22 protein-coding genes and 1 tRNA gene are annotated in these 21,446 nt (G+C 39.2%); 16 read left to right on the top strand and 7 right to left on the bottom strand.

Annotated features, from left to right (window positions below):
- Nucleotides 1–33 precede the first annotated feature (33 nt).
- The 8 genes from rpmI (at nucleotide 34) to EVU92_RS12900 (ending at nucleotide 7,764) form a co-directional block, all read left to right on the top strand.
- Nucleotides 34–234 carry a 50S ribosomal protein L35 gene (rpmI, locus tag EVU92_RS12935; protein WP_054554888.1) on the top strand — a complete coding sequence of 67 codons (201 nt, stop codon included), beginning with the start codon at nucleotides 34–36 and terminating at the stop codon, nucleotides 232–234.
- A gap of 15 nt (nucleotides 235–249) precedes the next feature.
- On the top strand, nucleotides 250–609 hold the full coding sequence (rplT, locus tag EVU92_RS12930; protein WP_036968189.1) for a 50S ribosomal protein L20: 360 nt from the start codon (nucleotides 250–252) through the stop codon (nucleotides 607–609).
- A gap of 359 nt (nucleotides 610–968) precedes the next feature.
- A complete protein-coding gene (locus EVU92_RS12925; RefSeq protein ID WP_130051569.1) occupies nucleotides 969–2,765 on the top strand; it encodes a M14 family metallopeptidase in 1,797 nt (598 codons plus the stop codon).
- A gap of 1 nt (nucleotide 2,766) precedes the next feature.
- Nucleotides 2,767–3,408, top strand: coding sequence for an MBL fold metallo-hydrolase (locus EVU92_RS12920; protein ID WP_130051568.1), 642 nt, complete (start codon nucleotides 2,767–2,769; stop codon nucleotides 3,406–3,408).
- A 146-nt stretch (nucleotides 3,409–3,554) separates the two neighbouring features.
- The gene (locus tag EVU92_RS12915) at nucleotides 3,555–4,013 is read left to right on the top strand and encodes an Lrp/AsnC family transcriptional regulator (RefSeq protein ID WP_036968198.1); all 459 of its coding nucleotides are present in this window, start codon (nucleotides 3,555–3,557) and stop codon (nucleotides 4,011–4,013) included.
- Between the two features lie 144 nt (nucleotides 4,014–4,157).
- Nucleotides 4,158–5,714 carry a SulP family inorganic anion transporter gene (locus tag EVU92_RS12910; protein ID WP_130051567.1) on the top strand — a complete coding sequence of 519 codons (1,557 nt, stop codon included), beginning with the start codon at nucleotides 4,158–4,160 and terminating at the stop codon, nucleotides 5,712–5,714.
- A 155-nt stretch (nucleotides 5,715–5,869) separates the two neighbouring features.
- A complete protein-coding gene (locus EVU92_RS12905) occupies nucleotides 5,870–6,943 on the top strand; it encodes a histidine kinase (protein ID WP_130051566.1) in 1,074 nt (357 codons plus the stop codon).
- Nucleotides 6,940–7,764: a LytTR family DNA-binding domain-containing protein gene (locus tag EVU92_RS12900; protein WP_130051565.1), complete on the top strand. Its 825-nt coding sequence runs from the start codon at nucleotides 6,940–6,942 to the stop codon at nucleotides 7,762–7,764. The genes EVU92_RS12905 and EVU92_RS12900 overlap by 4 nt, the downstream gene beginning before the upstream one ends.
- Before the next feature lie 63 nt (nucleotides 7,765–7,827).
- Here the strand turns inward: EVU92_RS12900 and pyk are convergent, their stop codons facing one another.
- Nucleotides 7,828–9,261, bottom strand: coding sequence for a pyruvate kinase (gene pyk, locus EVU92_RS12895; RefSeq protein WP_130051564.1), 1,434 nt, complete (start codon nucleotides 9,259–9,261; stop codon nucleotides 7,828–7,830).
- A 423-nt stretch (nucleotides 9,262–9,684) separates the two neighbouring features.
- Here pyk and gndA point away from each other — a divergent pair, with 423 nt between their 5' ends.
- The gene (gndA, locus tag EVU92_RS12890) at nucleotides 9,685–11,058 is read left to right on the top strand and encodes an NADP-dependent phosphogluconate dehydrogenase (RefSeq protein ID WP_130051563.1); all 1,374 of its coding nucleotides are present in this window, start codon (nucleotides 9,685–9,687) and stop codon (nucleotides 11,056–11,058) included.
- Between the two features lie 60 nt (nucleotides 11,059–11,118).
- Here the strand turns inward: gndA and ansA are convergent, their stop codons facing one another.
- Both ansA and sppA read right to left on the bottom strand, forming a co-directional pair.
- Entirely contained in the window at nucleotides 11,119–12,129 is a 1,011-nt protein-coding gene (ansA, locus tag EVU92_RS12885) for an asparaginase (RefSeq protein WP_054561413.1), read from the bottom strand.
- A 59-nt stretch (nucleotides 12,130–12,188) separates the two neighbouring features.
- The gene (gene sppA / locus EVU92_RS12880) at nucleotides 12,189–14,054 is read right to left on the bottom strand and encodes a signal peptide peptidase SppA (protein WP_130051562.1); all 1,866 of its coding nucleotides are present in this window, start codon (nucleotides 14,052–14,054) and stop codon (nucleotides 12,189–12,191) included.
- A 199-nt stretch (nucleotides 14,055–14,253) separates the two neighbouring features.
- On the opposite strand from sppA, the gene EVU92_RS12875 reads away from it, so the two are divergent.
- The 7 genes from EVU92_RS12875 (at nucleotide 14,254) to EVU92_RS12845 (ending at nucleotide 19,495) form a co-directional block, all read left to right on the top strand.
- Entirely contained in the window at nucleotides 14,254–16,215 is a 1,962-nt protein-coding gene (locus EVU92_RS12875; RefSeq protein ID WP_130051561.1) for an NADPH-dependent 2,4-dienoyl-CoA reductase, read from the top strand.
- 61 nt (nucleotides 16,216–16,276) lie between these two features.
- On the top strand, nucleotides 16,277–16,987 hold the full coding sequence (locus tag EVU92_RS12870) for a DoxX family protein (protein WP_130051560.1): 711 nt from the start codon (nucleotides 16,277–16,279) through the stop codon (nucleotides 16,985–16,987).
- Between the two features lie 63 nt (nucleotides 16,988–17,050).
- Nucleotides 17,051–17,599: an NAD(P)H nitroreductase gene (locus EVU92_RS12865; RefSeq protein ID WP_130051559.1), complete on the top strand. Its 549-nt coding sequence runs from the start codon at nucleotides 17,051–17,053 to the stop codon at nucleotides 17,597–17,599.
- A 199-nt stretch (nucleotides 17,600–17,798) separates the two neighbouring features.
- Nucleotides 17,799–18,176 carry a hypothetical protein gene (locus EVU92_RS12860; protein WP_130051558.1) on the top strand — a complete coding sequence of 126 codons (378 nt, stop codon included), beginning with the start codon at nucleotides 17,799–17,801 and terminating at the stop codon, nucleotides 18,174–18,176.
- Nucleotides 18,177–18,259: 83 nt separating this feature from the next.
- Nucleotides 18,260–18,350: transfer RNA gene (locus EVU92_RS12855), tRNA-Ser, on the top strand.
- Nucleotides 18,351–18,402: 52 nt separating this feature from the next.
- On the top strand, nucleotides 18,403–18,804 hold the full coding sequence (locus tag EVU92_RS12850; protein ID WP_130051557.1) for a hypothetical protein: 402 nt from the start codon (nucleotides 18,403–18,405) through the stop codon (nucleotides 18,802–18,804).
- 73 nt (nucleotides 18,805–18,877) lie between these two features.
- The gene (locus tag EVU92_RS12845) at nucleotides 18,878–19,495 is read left to right on the top strand and encodes an FKBP-type peptidyl-prolyl cis-trans isomerase (RefSeq protein WP_130051556.1); all 618 of its coding nucleotides are present in this window, start codon (nucleotides 18,878–18,880) and stop codon (nucleotides 19,493–19,495) included.
- Between the two features lie 228 nt (nucleotides 19,496–19,723).
- On the opposite strand, the gene fur is transcribed toward EVU92_RS12845, so the two are convergent.
- From fur to EVU92_RS12825, 4 genes are all read right to left on the bottom strand, one after another.
- Complete coding sequence (fur, locus tag EVU92_RS12840) at nucleotides 19,724–20,167, bottom strand: ferric iron uptake transcriptional regulator (protein ID WP_130051555.1); 444 nt, start codon at nucleotides 20,165–20,167, stop codon at nucleotides 19,724–19,726.
- A 190-nt stretch (nucleotides 20,168–20,357) separates the two neighbouring features.
- Nucleotides 20,358–20,885 (bottom strand): flavodoxin FldA, encoded by a 528-nt coding sequence (gene fldA / locus EVU92_RS12835; RefSeq protein WP_130051554.1) that lies wholly within the window; start codon nucleotides 20,883–20,885, stop codon nucleotides 20,358–20,360.
- Nucleotides 20,886–20,899: 14 nt separating this feature from the next.
- On the bottom strand, nucleotides 20,900–21,178 hold the full coding sequence (gene ybfE, locus EVU92_RS12830) for a LexA regulated protein (RefSeq protein ID WP_004586673.1): 279 nt from the start codon (nucleotides 21,176–21,178) through the stop codon (nucleotides 20,900–20,902).
- Nucleotides 21,179–21,180: 2 nt separating this feature from the next.
- Nucleotides 21,181–21,402: a DUF2788 domain-containing protein gene (locus EVU92_RS12825; protein WP_036968243.1), complete on the bottom strand. Its 222-nt coding sequence runs from the start codon at nucleotides 21,400–21,402 to the stop codon at nucleotides 21,181–21,183.
- Between the last annotated feature and the right edge of the window lie 44 nt (nucleotides 21,403–21,446).

The following is a 21,446-nucleotide window of genomic DNA, read 5'->3' as shown; positions in this document are numbered from 1 at the left end:
TAATGTTTAAGCAATACATTTGGAGTTATTGCAATGGCTTATAAGCTAAAAACTCACAGAGGCGCTGCTAAGCGTTTCAAGAAAACTGCTTCTGGCGGTTTCAAGCGTAAACAAGCGCATCTTCGTCACATTCTGACTAAGAAAACTTCTAAGCGTAAATTACACTTACGTCCTAAGATGATGGTTCATAAGAATGACCATGGTCTAGTTTCACGTATGTTACCATTCGCTTAATAGGAGTCTTCAGAAATGGCAAGAGTTAAACGCGGTGTTATCGCACGTGCACGTCACAAAAAAGTTTTAAAGCAAGCTAAAGGTTACTACGGAGCACGTTCACGTGTTTACCGCGTAGCTTTCCAGGCAGTTACTAAAGCGGGTCAATACGCTTACCGTGACCGTCGTGCTAAGAAACGTACTTTCCGTCAACTTTGGATTGCACGTATCAATGCAGCTGCTCGTCAAAACGGTCTTTCATACAGCCGTTTTATCAATGGTCTTAAAAAGACTTCTGTAGAAATCGATCGTAAGATTCTTGCAGATATCGCTGTTTATGACCAAGTTGCATTCGCAGCGCTTGTTGCTAAAGCAAAAGAAGGCCTAGCGGCTTAATTTCGCTTTTCATAAAGTTTAAAAAGGAGCCTAGTGCTCCTTTTTTTGATCTTATTCCAATCCGCTTAATTAAGTAGTCTATTTTGAGGCAATAAAACCTCGTTGATAACAAGGCGAAAATTTCGTTATTTAGTTGTTCTAAATGAGAAATTTTTAACGCAGTTAGCGACAGGTTTAATCCTTCAAAATGATTAAGTATTATTGCGGGTTGGTATTAAATAATATTCATAAGTAACATCGATTCTGCATAGCGTATGTCGTTTGCTCCATTTTTTTGTTGAATCACCGCAGTTTACGCAATCCCTTCAGATTAGTTGTTATAATTTCCACAAAGAATAAGTACCGCACTTGAGAGTGATATGTTTGCGAGTTTAGTGTTTTTATCTGCTGCAGTAACTTTAGACAGCCACTTACCCCCATTGTTACCATGGCAAGGTGACAGTGTGTCTTTGATGCAAGAAAAAGGGCCATTGACCACAGATTTTGAATTAAGTGAAGGCACTTTATCACCAAATTATGCTGACACTATGGCATTTGTTGATCGCCTTGTTGCGGCAAATCCAACACAGTTCAAAGTCACGACTATTGCAAAGAGTAGCTCTGACCGTGCGGTCAAGATGTTAGTGGCGAATGAGCAAGGCTTATTTGATGCGAAACAACTCGTAGCAGATACAAAACCAACCATTTTGATTCAAGCAGGTATTCACAGCGGTGAAATTGATGGCAAAGATGCCATGTTTATGCTTTTACGCGATATTGCGACAGGTAAACGCCGCGATATTTTGAGCAAAGTAAATATTCTGTTTATCCCTATTTTAAACGTTGACGGTCATGAACGTAGAAGCAAATATAACCGTATAAATCAGCGTGGTCCTATAGAAATGGGTTTTCGGACAAATGCTCTAAATTTAAACTTGAATCGAGATTACACAAAGCTTGATACGCCAGAAGTACGTGGCGTGATGAAAGCTATTAATCAATTTAAACCCGATTTATATGTGGATATCCATGTAACCGACGGCGCTGATTATCAATATGATGTGACCTACGGTTACAACCCCGTTTTTTCCAGTGAGTCACCAAGCGTTTCTGAAGCGTTAGATAACCTTTTTAAACCAGTAATAGACGCAAAGCTTGAAAAAGCAGGCCATATTCCAGGTCCGCTAGTTTTCGTTATGGATAAGCGTGAGTTTAAAAAAGGCTTAGCTGGTTGGGTCGCTACTCCGCGTTTTTCAAATGGCTGGGGGGATTTACGTTCACTGCCAACCATCTTAGTTGAAAATCATTCATTAAAACCCTACAAGCAACGTGTTTTAGGTACCTATGTTTTTATTGACGGTACGATTGATGCTTTAGCAGCAAACGATAAAGCGCTTAATGAAGCTGTTAAAAAAGAGCTTGATTTTAAGCCAACGCAATTAGTAGTTGAGCGTGGTTATGCGAAAGAGCCAGATACTATCGAATTTAAAGGTATCGCTTATTCAAGAACAGAAAGTGCATTGTCAGGGCAGCCTGAAGTTAAATATTTGGGTGAAGCTAAAAACTATGACGCATTACCAATTTTTTGGCAAAAAGACGTTAAAAAGACCGTTAATGTTCCTACAGCGTTTTATATTCCGCCTGCATACAGTCAATTGGTTGCAAAGCTTAAACTTCATGGTATCGACGTAACGACACTGAATGAAGCTATTTCTGAACCATTAACGCAAGCAAGCGTTGCTGATTATTCATTTGCAAAAACGCCTTTTGAAGGACGTTTTCGCGTAGAGGCAACATTTGATTACAATACAGTTGAAAATATCGATATAACAGGCTGGTATAAAGTCTCAACAGATCAGTCCTATTCTGAACTGGCAACGCACTTGTTACATCCTGAAGCGCCTGATTCATTTTTTGCGTGGGGTGAGTTCAATACTATTTTTCAGCGTACCGAGTATGTGGAAAATTACGCTTTAATGCCGTATGCACGACAAATGTTAAAAGATAAGCCAGCACTAGCTTTAGAGTTTGACAAAAAAATTCGTGAAGATAAAAACTTTGCAAAAGATGCAGATGCTCGTTTGCATTGGCTTTATGAGCGTACACCATTTTATGATCAAGGCTATTTAAAATATCCAATTTTAATGACGTTTGAGCAGTTACAAAAAGGACAATAACATGAAAGTCATAACTGTTCCTGTCACTGGTTTTGCCCAAAACTGTCGAATTATTATTTGTAAGCAGACAAATAAAGCAGCTTTAGTTGACCCAGGTGGTGATGCAGAAAAGCTACAAGCTGAACTTGCAGCTTTAAATTGTCAATTAGAGGCAATTTATTTAACACATGGTCACTTAGACCATGTGGGTGCTGCAAAGCAACTCGCAGAGCACTTCAGTGTTGATATCATTGGCCCACATTTAGATGATAAATTTTGGTTTGATGCCTTACCCATGCAAGCACAAATGTTTGGTTTTACGGCGATTTCGCCATTTTATCCAACGAAGTGGCTAAATCATGGTGATACAATCACAGTGGGTGAACTTGAATTATCAGTACGCCATTGCCCAGGGCATACGCCTGGTCATGTTGTTTTTTATCACCAAGGTTCAGAACAAGTGATAGTGGGTGATGTGATTTTCCAAGGCTCTGTTGGTCGTACTGATTTTCCGAAAGGGGATAGTGCGCAATTAATCGAATCAATTAATTCTGAGATCTTATCATTCTCAGATGAGGTTGCTATTTTGCCAGGCCACGGTCCGAATACCACCGTAGGGCATGAGCGAAAAACAAATCCATTTATTAGTGGACGTTTTGGTTAATGCCAACTCGTAATATTTGCTAAGTACTTTATTAAATGGGTTGGTATAAAATTGCAATTTTTTTGCATAAATAGTAGAAAATAGGCAGACTGATTTTTAAATCAGTTATATAATTTAACCAGTATTTTTACAGAAAAAGAAATAAAATGTCTCTGAACCAAGTAGATCGCCAAATTTTGGCATTATTACAGCAGGATGCTAGCTTATCTACGGCAGAAATTGCCGATAAAGTTGGTTTATCTCAATCTCCATGTTGGCGTCGTATTGCTAAGCTTGAGCAAGATGGCTATATCAAAGGTAAAGTTGCTTTGCTTGACGAGAAAAAGCTTGGCTTTGATATGTTGGTTTACGCCCATGTTCGTTTATCTAACCACGGTAGAACAAATCTAGCTGAATTTGAGCGTTTAATTATGAGCTATGATGAAGTAACTGAGTGCTACAGCATGGCAGGTACTATGGATTTTATGCTTCGAATTATTTCGAAAGGCATAGAGGGTTACGAGCAGTTCGTACGTGATAACTTATTAAACCTTGAATTTGTACAAGAGGTTCACTCGAACGTAACAATGACTTGTGTTAAGCGTAGTACGTCTCTACCTCTTTAGTCTTTTTCTACTACGTTTTATTTTTTCGAAAACGGTTAGTGCTTTTAGGCACTAGCCGTTTTGTTGTTAATAATTGTTAACTTTTGCAGATTTTGCTAGAATTCTGCGCCTTGCCGAAATGCATTCACTATAAAGAGGATCTTAATGTTTAACCTACTCAGCAAAGCGCCAAGCTCTGCTAAAAACGATATTCTATCAGGCCTGACAGTTGCGTTGGCGTTAGTACCAGAAGCGGTTGCGTTTGCTTTTGTTGCTAATGTAGAACCATTAGTTGGTTTATATGCCGCATTTATTGTTGGCTTAATTACGGCTATTTTTGGTGGTCGTCCAGGTATGATTTCTGGTGCTACCGGTGCACTAGCCGTTGTAATGGTAAGTTTAGTATTAGATCATGGCGTAGAGTATTTATTTGCAACCGTCTTATTGATGGGAATACTGCAAGTGCTCGCGGGTATTTTTAAGCTTGGAAAGTTTATTCGAATGGTCCCGCATCCAGTAATGCTGGGCTTTGTAAACGGCCTTGCTATTGTGATTTTCTTAGCCCAACTAGGTCAATTTAAAGTACCCGATGGTATGGGTGGTCAACAGTGGATGGAAGGGCAAGCACTATATATTATGCTTGGTTTAGTAGCGTTAACTATGGCTATCATTCACTTCTTGCCTAAGTTAACCACTGCAGTTCCTTCATCGTTAGCTGCGATTGTAACCGTGACCGCGATTGTGATTGGCTTTGATTTAGAAGCACGTACAGTTCTTGATTTCTTAAAAGGGATGACTGGCAACGAGCAAGCTACTATTGCCGGAGGTTTACCTGAGTTCCATATCCCAATGGTGCCGTTCAACTTAGAAACATTTAAAATTATTTTCCCTTATGCGTTAGTTTTAGCGGCAATTGGTTTAATTGAGTCATTATTAACATTAACTTTGATTGATGAAATCACAGAAACTCGTGGCCACAGTAATAAAGAGTGTATTGGTCAAGGTGCAGCAAATATTACTTGTGGTTTCTTCGGAGCGATGGGTGGTTGTGCCATGATTGGTCAATCAATGATCAATATTAACTCGGGTGGTCGCTCTCGTTTATCAGGCATCAGTGCGGCGCTAATACTGCTAGCATTTATTATATTTGCGGCCAGTTTAATTGAAATGATCCCACTTGCTGCGCTTGTTGGTGTTATGTTTATGGTTGTTTTAGGTACTTTCGAGTGGGCAAGCTTCAAAATGATGAAGCGTGTGCCTAAGTCTGATGCCTTTGTGATTGTACTTGTATCAGGTGTAACCGTAGTAACAGACCTTGCAATTGCAGTATGTGTGGGTGTCATTGTATCGGCTTTAGTATTTGCCTGGCAGCATGCGAAACACATTTACACGAGTAACTACATCGATGAACAAGGCTCTAAAGTGTATGAGCTTCATGGTCCATTATTCTTTGGCTCGGTTAAGAACTTTGCTGAGTTATTTGATGTTAAAAATGACCCTGATGATGTGATCATTGAATTCAAACACAGCCGTGTAGCTGATCACAGTGCAATTGAAGCAATTGATAGTCTTGCTGATAAATACGCTAAAGCAGGCAAACAATTACACTTGCGTCACTTAAGCCCAGACTGTATTCAGTTATTACATAAAGCACGTGACTTAGTTGAAGTTAATGTAATTGAAGATCCAAACTATAAAGTTGCTTCAGATAAATTAGCTTAAAAATAAAGCGTTTAAAAAGCGAAGGCTCACAAGGTCTTCGCTTTTTTAATGTCTGAATAATGCGGTAAGGCTATAAAAAATTAAGATAGGCGGCAGTGCTTTGTTCTCGTGACTATCGGTATAATAAAAATAATTATGAAAGGTAATCTTATATTTTGAATTGGCAATCATTAGTTGATAATCGACAACGCTTTTTCTGGGTTTTGCAAATTGCAGGCTGGATAGGGTATGCGTTAGTTAATTATATCGGCTCAAAAGTCTTTGAAATGCGTGATATTTACGTATTTGTTATTGTGTTAAACGCCTATGCAGGCTGTTTAATGACAGTACCATTGCGTTATATGTACCGTAAAGTGTGGAATGCTTCACCTTGGGTATTGATGCTCGTGGTTTTTGGTGCTTCATATGTTACTGGGACACTTTGGGCTGTAGTACAAAAATTCAATTTATGGGAAATCTACCGTCACGGTTACCGCCCAAATGAGTGGTTTTATTACTTTCAGCAAGGTTTAGATTCGGTTTATATCATTCTTTGTTGGAGTGGTTTGTATTTTGGGATTAAGTATTATCAGCTATTGCAAAGTGAGCGTCAAAAAGCTTTAAAAGCAACCACTATGGCTCATGAAGCACAGCTTAAAATGCTGCGTTATCAACTTAACCCACATTTTTTATTTAATACCTTAAATGCAATCTCCACGTTGATTTTGGTAAAAGAGAATAAAGATGCGAATTTAATGGTGTCTAAATTGAGTGATTTCTTACGTTATACACTTAATACCGACCCCATTAAAAAGGTGCCGTTAGAACAAGAAATTCATGCATTGATGCTGTACCTTGAAATCGAAAAAGTTCGCTTCGATGAGCGCTTACAAGTAAATGTTGATGTAAGCGAGCAAGCAAAAGAAGCCTTGGTACCAAGCTTAATCCTTCAGCCTATAATCGAAAACTCGATTAAGTATGCGATAGCGCAATTAAATGAAGGCGGTGTGATTGATATTAAAGCACAAGTTTTTGCAAATGAACTATTATTGGAAGTAGGCGATAATGGTCCTGGCACTGAGCTAAAAAATGGTCAACTAGTTAATTCACATGGCGTTGGCATAGCAAATACACAGGACCGCTTAAAAACACTTTATGAGAACAACTACTCGTTTGTTCTCTCTGACAATACGCCAAGTGGGTTAAAAGTTAATCTGCGCGTTCCGTTTGAAAAGGCTGTTAAGAAATGAGCAAAATTAGAACTTTGATCGTTGATGATGAACCGTTAGCAAGAAAAGGCCTAGCTGTTCGACTTTCTGAGTTTGACGATTTAGAAGTCATTCGTTTATGTAGCAATGGTCAGGAAGCAATTGAAGAATGCTTATCAGGCAACATTCAATTGGTTTTCTTAGATATTCAAATGCCAAATATGAACGGTTTTGAAGTAGCAAGAGCACTTAGCGAGAGCGTAAATCCATTACCAGCTATTGTGTTTGTAACAGCTTTTGACCAGTTTGCAGTAAAAGCATTCGAGATTCATGCGTTGGATTATATTCTTAAACCAGTCGATGACAACAGACTAAAACAGGCGGTAGAAAAAGTGCATACCTATTTAAAAACGCAACAAGATAACGCCCATAAGAAAAAACTAGCGAGCTTCGTTGCAGGTATTACAGGCAATAATTGCGAAGAAATTCTAAAGAAGTTAGCAACGGGCGATAGCCTTGCTGATCGTCGTTATCCAGAATCATTAGCTGTAAAAGAGCAGGGCGAAATTGTCCGTGTGCCAGTAATTACAATTCAATGGGTTGATGCAGCAGGCGATTATATGTGCTTACATTGCCAAGATGGACAAACTCACATACTGCGCAAAACAATGAAAGAGCTTGAACAAGAGCTTGATCCGCAATTATTTGTCCGTGTTCATCGCAGTGCAATAGTGAATACAAAGCAAATTAGCAAGCTTGTTACTCAAGTAAGTGGAGAATACCTTTTAGTGTTAGATAACGGTCAAGAATTAAAAGTAAGCCGCAGCTACCGCGACAAAGTTAAAGCAGCACTTGCTAGTTAACTAATTAAATACAAACAAAAAAGGCGCAATCTATTGCGCCTTTTTTAATGAACATTAAAAAGTTTAAACTGTTACAATCTTCATTGTGTTGGTAGCACCAATTGTTTCCATCGCATCACCGTGAGTTAAAATCACAGTATCACCTGCTACAAGAGCACCTTGCTCAACAAGCGTATTTAGTGCGTCACGAACCATACTGTCATCTTCACATTTTGTTGAATCGAAGAATACAGGGTAAACACCACGGTAAAGCGCTGTCTGACCAAGTGTGTTAGCATGACGTGATAGTGAATAAATTGGTAAACCAGAGCTAATACGCGACATTAGTTTAGCTGTGCTACCTGATTCAGTTAGTGTCACAATCGCTTTTACAGAATCTAGGTGGTTAGCTGCATACATAGCAGATAACGCAATTGATTCAGCATTTGATGAAAAACGGCTGTCTAAACGGTGCTTAGAAACGTGAGTTTCTTTTTGTGATTCTGCGCCTAAACAAACACGAGCCATTGTAGCTACTGTTTCTTCAGGGTAGTCACCAGCCGCTGTTTCTGCAGATAACATAACTGCATCAGTGCCATCTAAAACTGCGTTTGCAACATCCATAACCTCAGCACGTGTTGGCATTGGGTTATCGATCATTGATTCCATCATTTGAGTTGCTGTAACCACAGTACGGTTTAGTGAACGCGCACGGCTAATAATTAGCTTTTGTTTACCAACAAGGGCTGCATCACCAATTTCTACACCTAAATCACCACGAGCAACCATAACTGCGTCTGAAGCAAGTACGATATCGTCGATTGCTTCAACGGTTTCAACCGCTTCTGCACGCTCGATTTTTGCAAGTAGTTGTGCGTTTGAGCCTGCAGCTTCTGCCAAAGATCGAACATAACGCATATCATCGCCACTACGCGGAAATGAAACAGCAATATAATCAACACCAATTTCAGTCGCTGTGATTAAATCTTCTTTGTCTTTCTCGGTAAAAGCTGGGGCTGTTAAACCACCACCTAGACGGTTGATACCTTTATTGTTTGAAAGTACGCCACCTACAGTAACAGTCGTGTGAACTAGGTCACCATCAACGCTATCAACAGTTAATTGAATTAAACCGTCGTTTAATAACAATAAATCGCCTGTTTTAACATCGTTAGGTAACTCTTTATAGTCGATACCTACTGCATTAACGTCGCCTTGGCCCTTTTCCATTTTTGCATCAAGGGTAAATTTTGCGCCAACTTCTAGGTTTACTTTGCCGTCTTTAAACGTAGATACACGAATCTTAGGACCTTGTAAGTCTGCAAGGATAGCAACGTGTTTGCCTAAACGCTTAGCAATGCTGCGTACCGCTTCTGCGCGGTCTTTATGATCTTGTGCAACGCCATGTGAGAAGTTCAAACGAACCACATTTGCACCTGCACGAATAATTTTTTCTAGGTTGTTATCGCGATCAGTTGCCGGTCCAAGGGTCGCAACAATTTTTGTGCGTCTTAGCATCAAATTCTCCTGTGCGCTCAAATATATTAAGCGAATTGATGGTTATCTATTAAAATGTCGTGCTATAAACCTTAATTATAGGCTTATACATAAGCACAATGTAGAACTCATAAGTAAAAAATGATTGTTTTTACTTATGAGAATCTGGCTCTTTGTATGAATTTTAAAGTTTACAAAGTATGAATGACGTTATTATGACACCGGTGTCAGGTAGCGTCAATACACATACCTTTTTAAAGGGTATTATAAAAATCTGGTCCGATGCCTTAGTAATTTTGATATACTGAGCGAAACGTCGCTTCATGATTTCTTAGATTTCTCTCAAGTTGGCTCTCAAGCTCGCATTTTTGGGCTGCTTGGGTATAATGCGCGCGTAATTATTTTGATTAACTAACCAATAGTTGTTACCGAGGAGGACACTAAATGCAAGTTGCATTAGTAGGGTTAGGCGTTATGGGTAAAAATCTTGCCCTCAACCTGATTGAAAAAGGGCTGACTTTAGTAGCTTATGATAAAAACCCAGATGCGGGTGCCGAGTTACTAAGCTGTGCAAAAACACTCGGTTTAGCAGACCGTTTACACATTGTGTCAGATTTAAATGATATGGTAAGACGCTTAGAGCCACCTCGTTCAATTCTACTTTTAGTTCCTGCTGGTGAATTGGTTGATAAAGTATGTACAGAGCTTGCAGAGGCAGGTGTTGACTGTGATGACATTATCGTAGATTGCGGCAACAGTAACTATAAAGATGGTATTAGCCGTAAGCTTAAATATCAAAACAAATTTGAATTTGCCACTATGGGGATTTCTGGTGGTGCTGAGGGCGCACGTCATGGTCCAGCTATGATGGCAAGTGGTTCAGAAGGCGGCTGGGAGCGTGTTGAGCCGTGGTTTGAAAAAGTAGCTGCAAGCTACAAAGGTGAGTCATGCTTTGCACGAGTAGGCCAATCTGCAAGTGGCCACTTTGTGAAAATGGTACATAACGGTATCGAATATGCGTTAATGCAATTAATCGCTGAAATGTATCAACTACTTCGCTTAGGTACTAATCGTTCACCAAAAGAAGTTGCTGATATTTTCAATGAATGGTCAGAGGGAACTTTAAATAGCTACTTGCTGTCAATCTCTAGCCATATCTTAAGCCTTGAAACAACTGAAGGTGAACCTCTAGTTGATTTAATCGACAATAAGGTTGGCGCTAAAGGCACAGGCCTATGGACTGCACAAAATGCTTTAGAACTGGGTATTGCAGTACCATCATTAGTCGCAGCTGTGCAAGCTCGTCACTTAACAAATACTTGTGATACACATGCAGCTAAAGAAATGACTTACGCTGCTAAATCAACTGACTCAGTTGACTTAGATTTGGATGAGTTAAAAGATGCATTCACACTGGCAAGTTTACTTGCTTATCGTCAAGGCTTAGCACTTATCAAAGGTGCATCACGTGCTCATCAATGGAAAGTTGACCTTTCGAAAACGCTACAAACATGGCGTGCAGGTTGTATCATCCGTGCTGATTACTTAGATAATGTAGCTGATGGTGTAGAGTTTATCGATTCTATGCAGCGTGAATCAGCAGCATTACGAAAAGTAACAGGTGCTGCAGTTGCTTCGGGTCTTGCTTTCCCTGTGTTAACAGCAACGCAAACTTACATCGCGACGTTAACTACACCAAGTAATGGTCACCTTGTACAAGCACAACGTGACTATTTTGGCGAACATGGTATTAAAACGCATAGTGGTGAGATATGCCATTTAACAGACTTAGTTGAGATTGACGAAAAAGTTCGTTAATTATCAAAAAGCGTAAAAAAGGCACCAATTGGTGCCTTTTTTGTATTTGATGATTTTATTTTAACGGCTTAACTCACCACGTAAGTTGTCTTGCATCAAGTGACGAATAGTTTCAACCTCGAGCTTTTGGCTGAATAAGTAATGTAATTTAGTCAAACAGGCTTCTAATGTCATATCGTAGCCACTGATGACACCACAATTTAATAATGCATTACCTGTTGCATAACCGCCCATATTTACTTGGCCTTTTAAACACTGTGTTAAATTAACTATTACCATGCCGCGTTTACTTGCGTCATTAAGTATATCTAAAAACGCTGGATCTTGTGGGGCATTACCCACACCAAAACTTAATAAAACAAGTGCTTTAATGTCGTCATTAACTAAACTTTTCACGACTTTTGGACTGATCCCGGGATATAGATAAAGCACACCAATTGGCTGAGGTGTGATATTTGATACCTGTAGTTCATTATCTACGTATGGGCTAAGTTGACCTTTGATCAGTTGAATATTGATTCCTGAAAGTGCTAGTGGTTCAAGATTAGGTGAAGCAAATGCATCAAAGCCATCGGCATGCGCTTTTGTAGCACGGTTACCACGAAACAATTGGTTATTGAAAAATAGGCTTACTTCTGCAATAGGATAATTAGCTGCTAAGTACATCGCATTTAGTAAGTTCACTTGGCCATCAGAACGCAGTTGAGAGAGCGGTATTTGCGAGCCAGTCACAATTACAGGTTTCGTTAAGTTTTCGAACATAAAAGACAGGGCCGAAGCAGTATATGCCATGGTATCGGTACCATGTAGCACTACAAAACCATCATAGTCTTGGTATTTACTTTTGATATCGTCAGCGATTAATTGCCAGTGGGCAGGGGACATATCAGAAGAATCAATAAGCGGGCAATATTCGTGAATATCAAACAAAGGCATTTCATCACGATTAAACTCTGCATTATTGACCACTGTTTCTGTTAAAAAACCTTCTGCCGGAACATAGCCTCGGCTCGATTTTTTCATACCAATAGTACCACCTGTATAGGCGATATATATACGTTTACGTTTCATAAAAAAAGCCCAGTTAAACAACTGGGCTTAGTATACCTAAAATTGCTTTGCTAAGTAACTTATTGAATTACGTTACATACTAAACAACGAGCGTAAACGCCTTGAGGATCGTTATAATCTTTTAGGTTATCAATTTCACTACTTAACTGATTTATTAGGCTTTGTAAGTTAGCTTGCGTAGCCAATACTGATGTAGATGAATCAGATTTAGCAAAGAAACTCTGAATAGCCGCTGTGCCTAAGATATCTTGTAGCATCTGCTCTTGAGGTGTTAATGACTGTTTGATGGTTTTAACATCATAATGCTTAAGCTTAGCAAGCTCGGCTGCTGCTTTAATTGCATCTTGTTTATCACCTAACTTATCAACTAAACCAAGGTCTTTTGCTTGAGTTGCAATCCATACACGGCCTTGGGCAATTTTATCAACTTGTTCAGGGGTCATGTTACGTGCTTCAGCCACCACATTTAAAAAGCGTTTGTATGCATTTTCAACGCTCATTTGAATGATATCTGACATTTTCTCATCAAGAGGGCGAGCTATAGAAAAACCAGCAAGGTCCGTTGTTGCAACGCCGTCTGAATAAATACCCAATTCAGCCATGGTGTTTTCAAAAGTCATGAAAGTACCGAATACACCGATTGAACCTGTGATTGTGCTAGGAGCAGCCCAAATTTCATTGGCAGCTGATGCAATCCAGTACCCACCTGATGCTGCCACTGAGCTCATTGATGCAATTACTGGTTTACCTGCTGCTTTTAGAGCTAATACTTCAGCGCGGATCACTTCAGAGGCGAACATGCTACCACCACCTGAGTCAATACGAAGTACAACAGCTTTTACTTTGTCATCTAGGCGTGCTTTACGAAGTAGGGCAGCTGTCGAATCACCGCCAATTTCACCGGCTTTGCGCTCGCCATCTACAATCGTTCCTTTAGCAACAACAACGGCAACTTTTTCAGTGATTGGGTTATCGAACTCAACGGGTGGTTTTACAAGTGATAAATACTCACGAAAGCTAACCTGTTTAAAAGTTTTACCCGTTTCTTCTGCACCCACTAACTCAATAAGTTGCTGGCGAATTTGTTGTGTTGTTTTTAAAGAATCAACCCATTGATTATTTAACGCATACTGACCTGAGTTACCGTCAACTGCTTGCATTTTTGTTAGATATACTTCCATATCCTCATCAAAATTGCTTTCATCGAATGGACGACTCGCTGCAACATCAGTTTTATACTCGTTCCAAAGAGCTGTTAACCAGACACGGTTAGCTTCTTTTGCTGCATCTGACATGTCATTACGAATAAACGGTTCTACAGCTGATTTATAAGTACCAACACGGAAAATATGTTGAGTTACTTTTAATTTCTCAAGGGCATCTTTGAAGTAAAGCGGGAACATGCCGTAACCTTCAATGCTAACACCGCCATATGGGTGCATTGATACTTCATTAGCATGGGCAGCAATATAATATTGTGCTTGTGTGTAGTAGTAACCTGTAGCAATAACTTGTTTTCCAGCAGCTTTAAATGCATCAATTGCTTTGGTTATCTGTTTTAGCTTATTGATGTGCGCGCTAGGCATTTTTTGCAGGTCAAGTAGCATTACAGTGATGCGATCATCTTTGGTCGCTTCGTTGATCACTTCAACAACATCATCAAGAAGGATCTCTGATGGTGCTTCTTTGCCCATTGTTGCATCGTTGATAGCTGCTTCTACAGGATCAACATAGGTTTTTTCTTCAACAATTGGGCCGTTTAAGTTTAGGCGTAGCACGGTTCCATCTGCTACCTTTACTTGGTCTTCTTCACCAGTGATGGCTACAAAGAAGAGAATTACTAGTAATAAAAATAATATGTTTAGGACCAAACGGCGGGAAAAATTAATCCCGGTCCAAATGCCTTTAAATATCTTTGCTAGCAAAATAAATCCTTAATTCAGTACAGCTTAGTAGTGAACTTATCTTAGCTTAGAATAACTTTAAAATTAACTGTTAAATAGTAACAGAGTGTTTAAAACCACAATTTGCTACAGATTAATTAATAGCGAAAAGTTGATTATTCTAAGTTATTGCCGCAGAATCTATTTCTAATAGAGGTTCGACCAGTTAACGGGGCACACAATGTTAGAACAAAAATTACAATTACCGCATACCGAACTTCGTAATCGTTTGGTTATGGGCTCAATGCACACTGGCTTAGAAGAAGGCTGGCATAACCGTAAACGCTTACGTGCATTTTACGAAGCACGTGCCAAAGGTGGCACGGGTTTGATAATTACAGGGGGCTATAGCCCTAATTTACGCGGTAAGCTCTCACCATTCGCATCAACATTTAATTCATTTTATGATGTGATTAAACACAAAGCTTATACAGAAGCCGTACATCAACATGGCGGTAAAATTTGCTTACAATTATTGCATGCAGGTCGCTACGCATATCATCCATTTAATCAAGCGCCAAGTGCAATTCAAGCTCCTATTAATCCTTATAAACCTAAAGAGATGTCGTTAGGGTCAATTAAAAAGACCATAAAAGACTTTGCACACTCAGCAAAACTAGCTGAAAAAGCAGGCTATGATGGTGTTGAAATCATGGGTTCTGAAGGTTATTTAATTAATGAGTTTATGGCTAACCACACCAATAAAAGAACAGACAAGTATGGTGGTAGTTTAGAAAATCGAATGCGCTTAGCTTTGGATATAGTTAAAGCGGTGCGCGCTAAAGTGAGTCAAAAATTCATTATAGTATTTCGCTTGTCAGTGATGGATTTAATTCCTAATGGATCAACGCCTGATGAAGTAAAACAACAGGCTTTAGCTCTTGAACAAGCAGGTGTCGATATTTTTAATACCGGTATAGGTTGGCATGAAGCCCGTGTACCAACCATCGCAAGTATGGTACCACCGGGGGCATTTAAAGAAGCATCAAAACGCTTAAAAGATACGGTATCAGTGCCTGTTATCGCGGTTAACCGCATTAATACACCAGAAATTGCTAATGGTATTTTAGCGGCGGGTGAGTCAGATTTAATTTCGATGGCACGTCCTTTATTAGCGGACCCTGATTTTTTCAATAAGTACGTTAATAATAAAGCTGAGCAAATCAATATTTGTATCGGTTGTAATCAGGGCTGTTTAGACCATGTGTTTAAAAACAAACGTGCAACTTGTTTGGTTAATCCACAAGCGGCTTTTGAATTAGATTACAGTTTAGAAAAAACAAAATTTTCACGATTAGTCCTGGTTGTTGGTGCAGGCCCCGCCGGCCTTGCTGCAAGTTGTTACCTAGCAGAGAAAGGTCACAAGGTGACCTTAATTGAACGTAAAGAGCAAATGGGTGGTCAGTTTAACTTAGCAATGCAAGTGCCAGGTAAAGAAGACTTTAACCATACACTCAATTATTTCACTAATGAATTAAAGCGGTTGAATGTAGATTTGCAGCTTGGTACTGACTTTACTGATGATATGCTTAATCAATACGATGATGTGGTGTTTGCAACGGGCGTACGTCCGCGTGAAGCCAAAATCGAATGTGGAGATGGGAAACGCGTATTTGCTTATGATAAAGTTATTCGTGGTGAAGTCGAACTTGGTGAGAAAATTGCTATTCTTGGTGCCGGAGGTATAGGCTTTGATATGGTTGCCTTTTTAAGTGAGCATAAAGGGCAAACTATAGAGCAATTCAAAACTCAATGGGGCATTGAATGTGAAGCTGCACCTGATAAAGACAACCGCCAAATATACATGCTTAAGCGCAGTGCAGGGCGTTTTGGTAGTGAGCTTGGTAAAACGACAGGTTGGATCCATCGTCAAGTTGCTAAACAGCACGATGTAAAACAAATTGCTGAGTGTCAGTACATAAGCTTTGATGAAAAAGGTTTAAAAATTACTGTTAAAGGTGAAGAACAAATCTTAGATGTAGATACCGTGATTGCTTGTATTGGTCAGGTTTCAAATACTGAAACTTTTGAAAAAGAAACTGAAAACGCCAAAGTACACGTAATTGGAGGAGCCAAGCTTGCTGCAGCCATTGATGCAAAACGTGCAATTTTTGAAGCATTACAAGTTGCTCGTAAAATATAATTGAAAGTAAACTAGAAAACTCGCGGTCTGTGTGATTAATAAAATTAGTCACGAGACCGCTATGTTGAACACACACCTTCGACCTTTATACAACCGCATCTTAAACAACTTTCAGTTTTTAGATGGACTACCCAGCCTTTTAATTCGCTTAATTTTAGCTCCAGTGATGATAATTGCAGGTTTTAATAAACTTGCCTTAAGTGGTGATGTCACTCACTTCCACCAATACTTTTTAGCATCCAATGATATTGTTGCATGGTTTGGCAATAACGAATGGGGCTTAGGCCTGCCAATGCCCTCCGTACTAGCATTTTTAGCGGCATGGACAGAATTTTTAGGGGGGATATTTCTTTTATTAGGTTTATTTACCCGCTTAACCGCAATTCCTTTGATGATCACTATGGTTGTTGCAGCGACTACAGTACACGCTAGTAATGGCTGGTTTGCTGTAACCCCCACAGATGCAAGCACTAGCCCAGCAAGAGTTCTCAATTGGCTTTCAATACCAGGTAGTGAAGCCAGTTTGGTTAATTCAGATGAAGCAAGTGAGAGATTGACTAAAATGCGCGAGTTGCTAGAGACTCATGGTTATACAGAATACCTTTATGAAAAAGGTAAACCTGTGATCTTAAATAATGGGATTGAATTTTCCGCAATTTACTTTGTTATGCTGTTAAGCTTATTTTTTGTAGGTGGCGGTCGTTACGTTAGTTTAGATTATTGGTTAACTAGAAAAGTACCGAATAGCTTTATTGCTAATAAAGATAAATGATAAGCTAGAGTTATATTGCCTCTACTTGATAGGGGCCTTGTCTTAAGCTTTTACGGAACATTCATGGACGCTTTAACGCTATTACAAACTCGACAATCAGACCCTCGCCTTGTAGCACCAGGGCCTACGGCAGAACAACTTGAAATTATTAAGCGCGCAGCTATCAAAGTACCAGATCATGGCTGTATTGCTCCTTGGCGGTTTATTGTTGTAGAGGGGGATGCTCGGAATAAATTGGGTGAAATCTATCACCAAGCTGCTGTTGCTGAAAAACAGGATCAAAGAACGATTGATCGAGCAAAAGAATTACCGCTGCGTTCACCTATGATGATAATTGCTATTGCAGATGTAGCAGAAAACCCAAAAGTGCCTCGGATTGAGCAAGTGCAAAGTGCAGGATGTAGTGTTCTTGCAATGCAACAAGCTGCGTTTGCACAAGGTTTAGGAGGTATTTGGCGCACAGGCTATTTTGCACAGAGTCCAGCAGTGAAAGCAGCACTTGGCTGTAAAGAAGAAGATGAAATTGTTGGTTACCTATATTTGGGCACGCCAGAAGTAGATATCAAAAAGCCAATTAGACACAAGCCAGAGACGTTTTTTGAGAATTTATAAATAGTAGGAACTTTTATACAGTTAAGCAGTCAGACACTATTAAGCTTACTTATGTTAGTTTTTTCAGATTTAGCTTAGCTGTAAGAAGCGCACGGATGCAAAAAACGAAATAATTCTTCTTCAGTGTGTTTTTTAATCGGTTATTTTTTGTTAACGTATGGATGGTCTTAAAAAAATAACGATAAAGAAGACGAGAACAATGGGAAACTTATTTTTACGTGAAAAAGAAAATTGGTTCGCTTGGTCAATTTGGGGCATAATTGGTGCTGTAGTCACTTTCTTTGTTGCTATGGCGACTAATCAACCTCATTATCTAGGCTTGTCTGCAGTAGTTGTATTACTCTTCCTTACATGGTGGATGCAAAGCACTAAACGTTTCGATTTTGGTCGCGCCTTTAAAATATGTTGTTATGTTTTAACGCTCACTTGTTTACCGGCATTCGTGTTAGTCATCATACCTAGTTATAACCTCAATAAAATTGATGTGATTGTTCAAGGCTCTGGCTTTGCACTTGTCAGCCTTATTGTTTGTCTGGTGTGTTCTTTAATTGCAAAACGCCCGAAGCAGTATTATTGATAGTTATAGATTTTAGTTTTTTAAAGTTTTTTACAATTAAGGCTTTACAACGTACGCAGTAAACACTATTATGCGCGCCGTACGGAGAGATGGCAGAGTGGTCGAATGCACCGGTCTTGAAAACCGGCAGGGGTTTGTAGCCCCTCTAGGGTTCAAATCCCTATCTCTCCACCATTATTTAGAAAAACCGCCTACAGGGCGGTTTTTTGCTATCTGGAGATAAGTAATGTCAACAAGCGAGTCTTCTTTTACACCAATACGTTTTGTAAAACACGTTTTACTTTGGTGTATCTTTTCTTATTTTTATCACAGCGGAATCAACGTACTCGTTGCCATGGCCCATGATGCACAACCTGATTACGGATTATTATCTTCAATAGCTTATGGAATCGGCTTTAATGTATTAGTTGGCCATCTCATTGGTAAATACGACAAACACTGGCCTACTATCGCAGCCTTTGTAATTTCTTCGATAGGGCTTATTGTTGTGCCTTTAATCATGTTAGGCAAAGAGGGCTTAATGAGTGGCTTTTTTATTGCATCGATGATCGCCACTTTACCAGTTGCGACTTTCGTTATTGATAAAATAAAGCTGCGAATTAGTGCAAACACTGAGCAAACGCAGTAAAACTAGGCGATATTCGTTGTTTTTTTATGTTAGTATGACCACGTCTTTTAACTAAATAAACGTGAATTAAAACATGTCAGATAATTTTACAACAGACGCTGAAAAAGCAAGTTACGGTATTGGTTTACAAATGGGTGAGCAATTAAAGGCGAATCCATTTGAAGGTTTAAACTTAAACTCTGTATTTGAAGGTATGAAAGACGCATACACTGGTAACGATTTCCAAGTTGAAATCCCAGCAATTCAAGCAGCATTTGAGAAAATCAACGCTGAGATCCAAGCTCGTCGTGAAGAAGAAGCTAAAGTTCTTGCAGCTGAAGGTATTGCATTCTTAGAAGAAAATGCAAAACGTCCTGAAGTAACAGTAACTGAGTCAGGTCTTCAATATGAAGTACTTACTGCAGGCGACGGTGAAAAGCCAACTGCAGATTCAACTATCCGTGCACATTACCACGGTACACTAATCAATGGTACAGTATTTGATAGCTCATATGAGCGTGGTCAACCAGCTGAGTTCCCTGTGGGCGGTGTAATCAAAGGTTGGACTGAAGCGGTACAAATGATGGGTACTGGTTCTAAGTGGCGTTTATACGTACCACACGAACTTGCTTACGGTGAGCGCGGCGCTGGTGCAGCAATCGCTCCTTTCTCAACGCTAATCTTTGACGTTGAGCTATTAGATATCATCTAATTGATTTCTAATACTACTCGTAATAATACTTGGTCATTTTAAGGGTTAAATCTATCGCTAACTGCGTTAAAATTTCTCATTTAGAGCAACTAAATAATGATTTTTTGCCTTTTATCAACGATGTTTTTATTGCCTCAAAATAGATTACTTAATTAAACGAGTTGCTATTCAGACATAAAAAAAACCTGCTTTTAAGCAGGTTTTTTTATGTCTGAATTTAATACTCAATTAGCTATTTGATTCAGCGAATTCTTTACACGCAGCAGTGTCTTCACATTCACCGTATAGGTAAAGAGAGTGGTTTGTTAGTTTGATGCCATTCTCTTTGGCGATCTCTTCTTGACGACGTTCGATAGTGTCGTCTTCAAACTCAACAACCTTACCACATTTAAGGCAAACTAAATGATCATGGTGAGTGCTACCCGATAATTCAAATACTGATTTTCCGCCTTCGAAGTGGTGGCGAGATACAATACCTGCATCATCAAATTGATTTAGAACACGGTAGACAGTTGCAAGACCAATCTCTTCGCCTTTGTCTAAAAGAATTTTATAGACATCTTCAGCGCTGATGTGTTGGTTGTCTGGAGATTGTAAAATCTCTAAAATTTTAATACGAGGCAGTGTTACTTTTAACCCTGCTTTTTTTAATTCCAAGTTGTGATCAGTCATTCAATCTGTCTCAATTTTATTTAGTTATACTAGGCATCATTAAGATGCACACGACACATTAGCAACTGTTAGAATAACGTGCCTAGTTACTAAGTGCAAAGAACAATTCGTCTTGTTGCTGTTTTTTTGAACAAAAATGAACTGGTTGTGCATCTTTACATCAGCTAGTAAATGCGAGTAGTACTTGTTATTAATCAGCAAGTTCTGCTAAACACATTTCTTCATAAACCTGAGCACACCAGTCTTTAACACGCTTTTCTGTAAGTTCTGGTTGACGGTCTTCATCAATACCTAAGCCAACAAAATTGCTGTCATCTATAAGAGCTTTTGATGCTTCAAAGTCATAACCTTCTGTAGACCAATGACCAACAACGATTGCACCACGCTCAGTTACGATATCGTTGATCATACCCATTGCATCTAAGAAGTATTCAGCATAGTCTTCTTGGTCACCGCAGCCGAAGATAGCCACTAGTTTACCTTCAAAGTCAACTTCTTCTAATTCAGGGAAGAAGTCATCCCAGTCACATTGAGCTTCACCGTAGTACCAAGTTGGAATACCGAATAACAATAAATCGAATTCAGCAATCTCTTCTTTTGAACTTTTTGCAATGTCATGAACTGCAACTAGCTTTTTACCTAATTCCTTTTGAATCATTTTAGCTACATGTTCAGTATTGCCTGTGTCACTTCCGAAAAAAATACCTACGCTTGACATGGATTTAAAACCTTCTATCTATCAATAGCCAATCTTTCTTGTAAAATTGTTTCAATCAACGCGCTACGGCTAATATTCTGCGCATCTGCCATATCGCTTAATGCTTGATATAACTGTGATGAAACCTTAAATTCTACACGCTTTAAACCACGTGCTTTATCTCGCTTTATTTGATTACGTTTATTTACTTTTAATTGCATGTCACGAGGTAGGGGATTCGTTTTAGGTCTACCTGGACGTTTTTCGTATTCAAATAAATCGGGTGTTGTTCTATCTGTTTCTGACTTTGCCATGTCTAGCCCACACCTGCGCCTTGCCAGAAGACTTGAATAAGCCCTTTCGCTATAAACCCAGAACAGCCTAAAAATAGCACTAACCAAACGATGTATCGGCCAAATCGTGGTACATCACCTTTTTTAAGGACATCTTGAATTGCCATTCCAATAAAAAAGAAAATACCAGCTAAGCCAAAATACAACCCTAAGGTATCAAATTCGTTAATTAACTGACTGACCATCAACGTATAAACCTTTAAATTAAACGGCGCGTACTATAGCACAA

It is taken from the genome of Pseudoalteromonas sp. MEBiC 03485 (assembly GCF_004195145.1).
GTDB lineage: Bacteria > Pseudomonadota > Gammaproteobacteria > Enterobacterales > Alteromonadaceae > Pseudoalteromonas > Pseudoalteromonas apostichopi.
The sequence above is the reverse complement of the archived record's forward strand: the minus strand, read 5'-3'. Positions and strand labels throughout refer to the sequence as shown.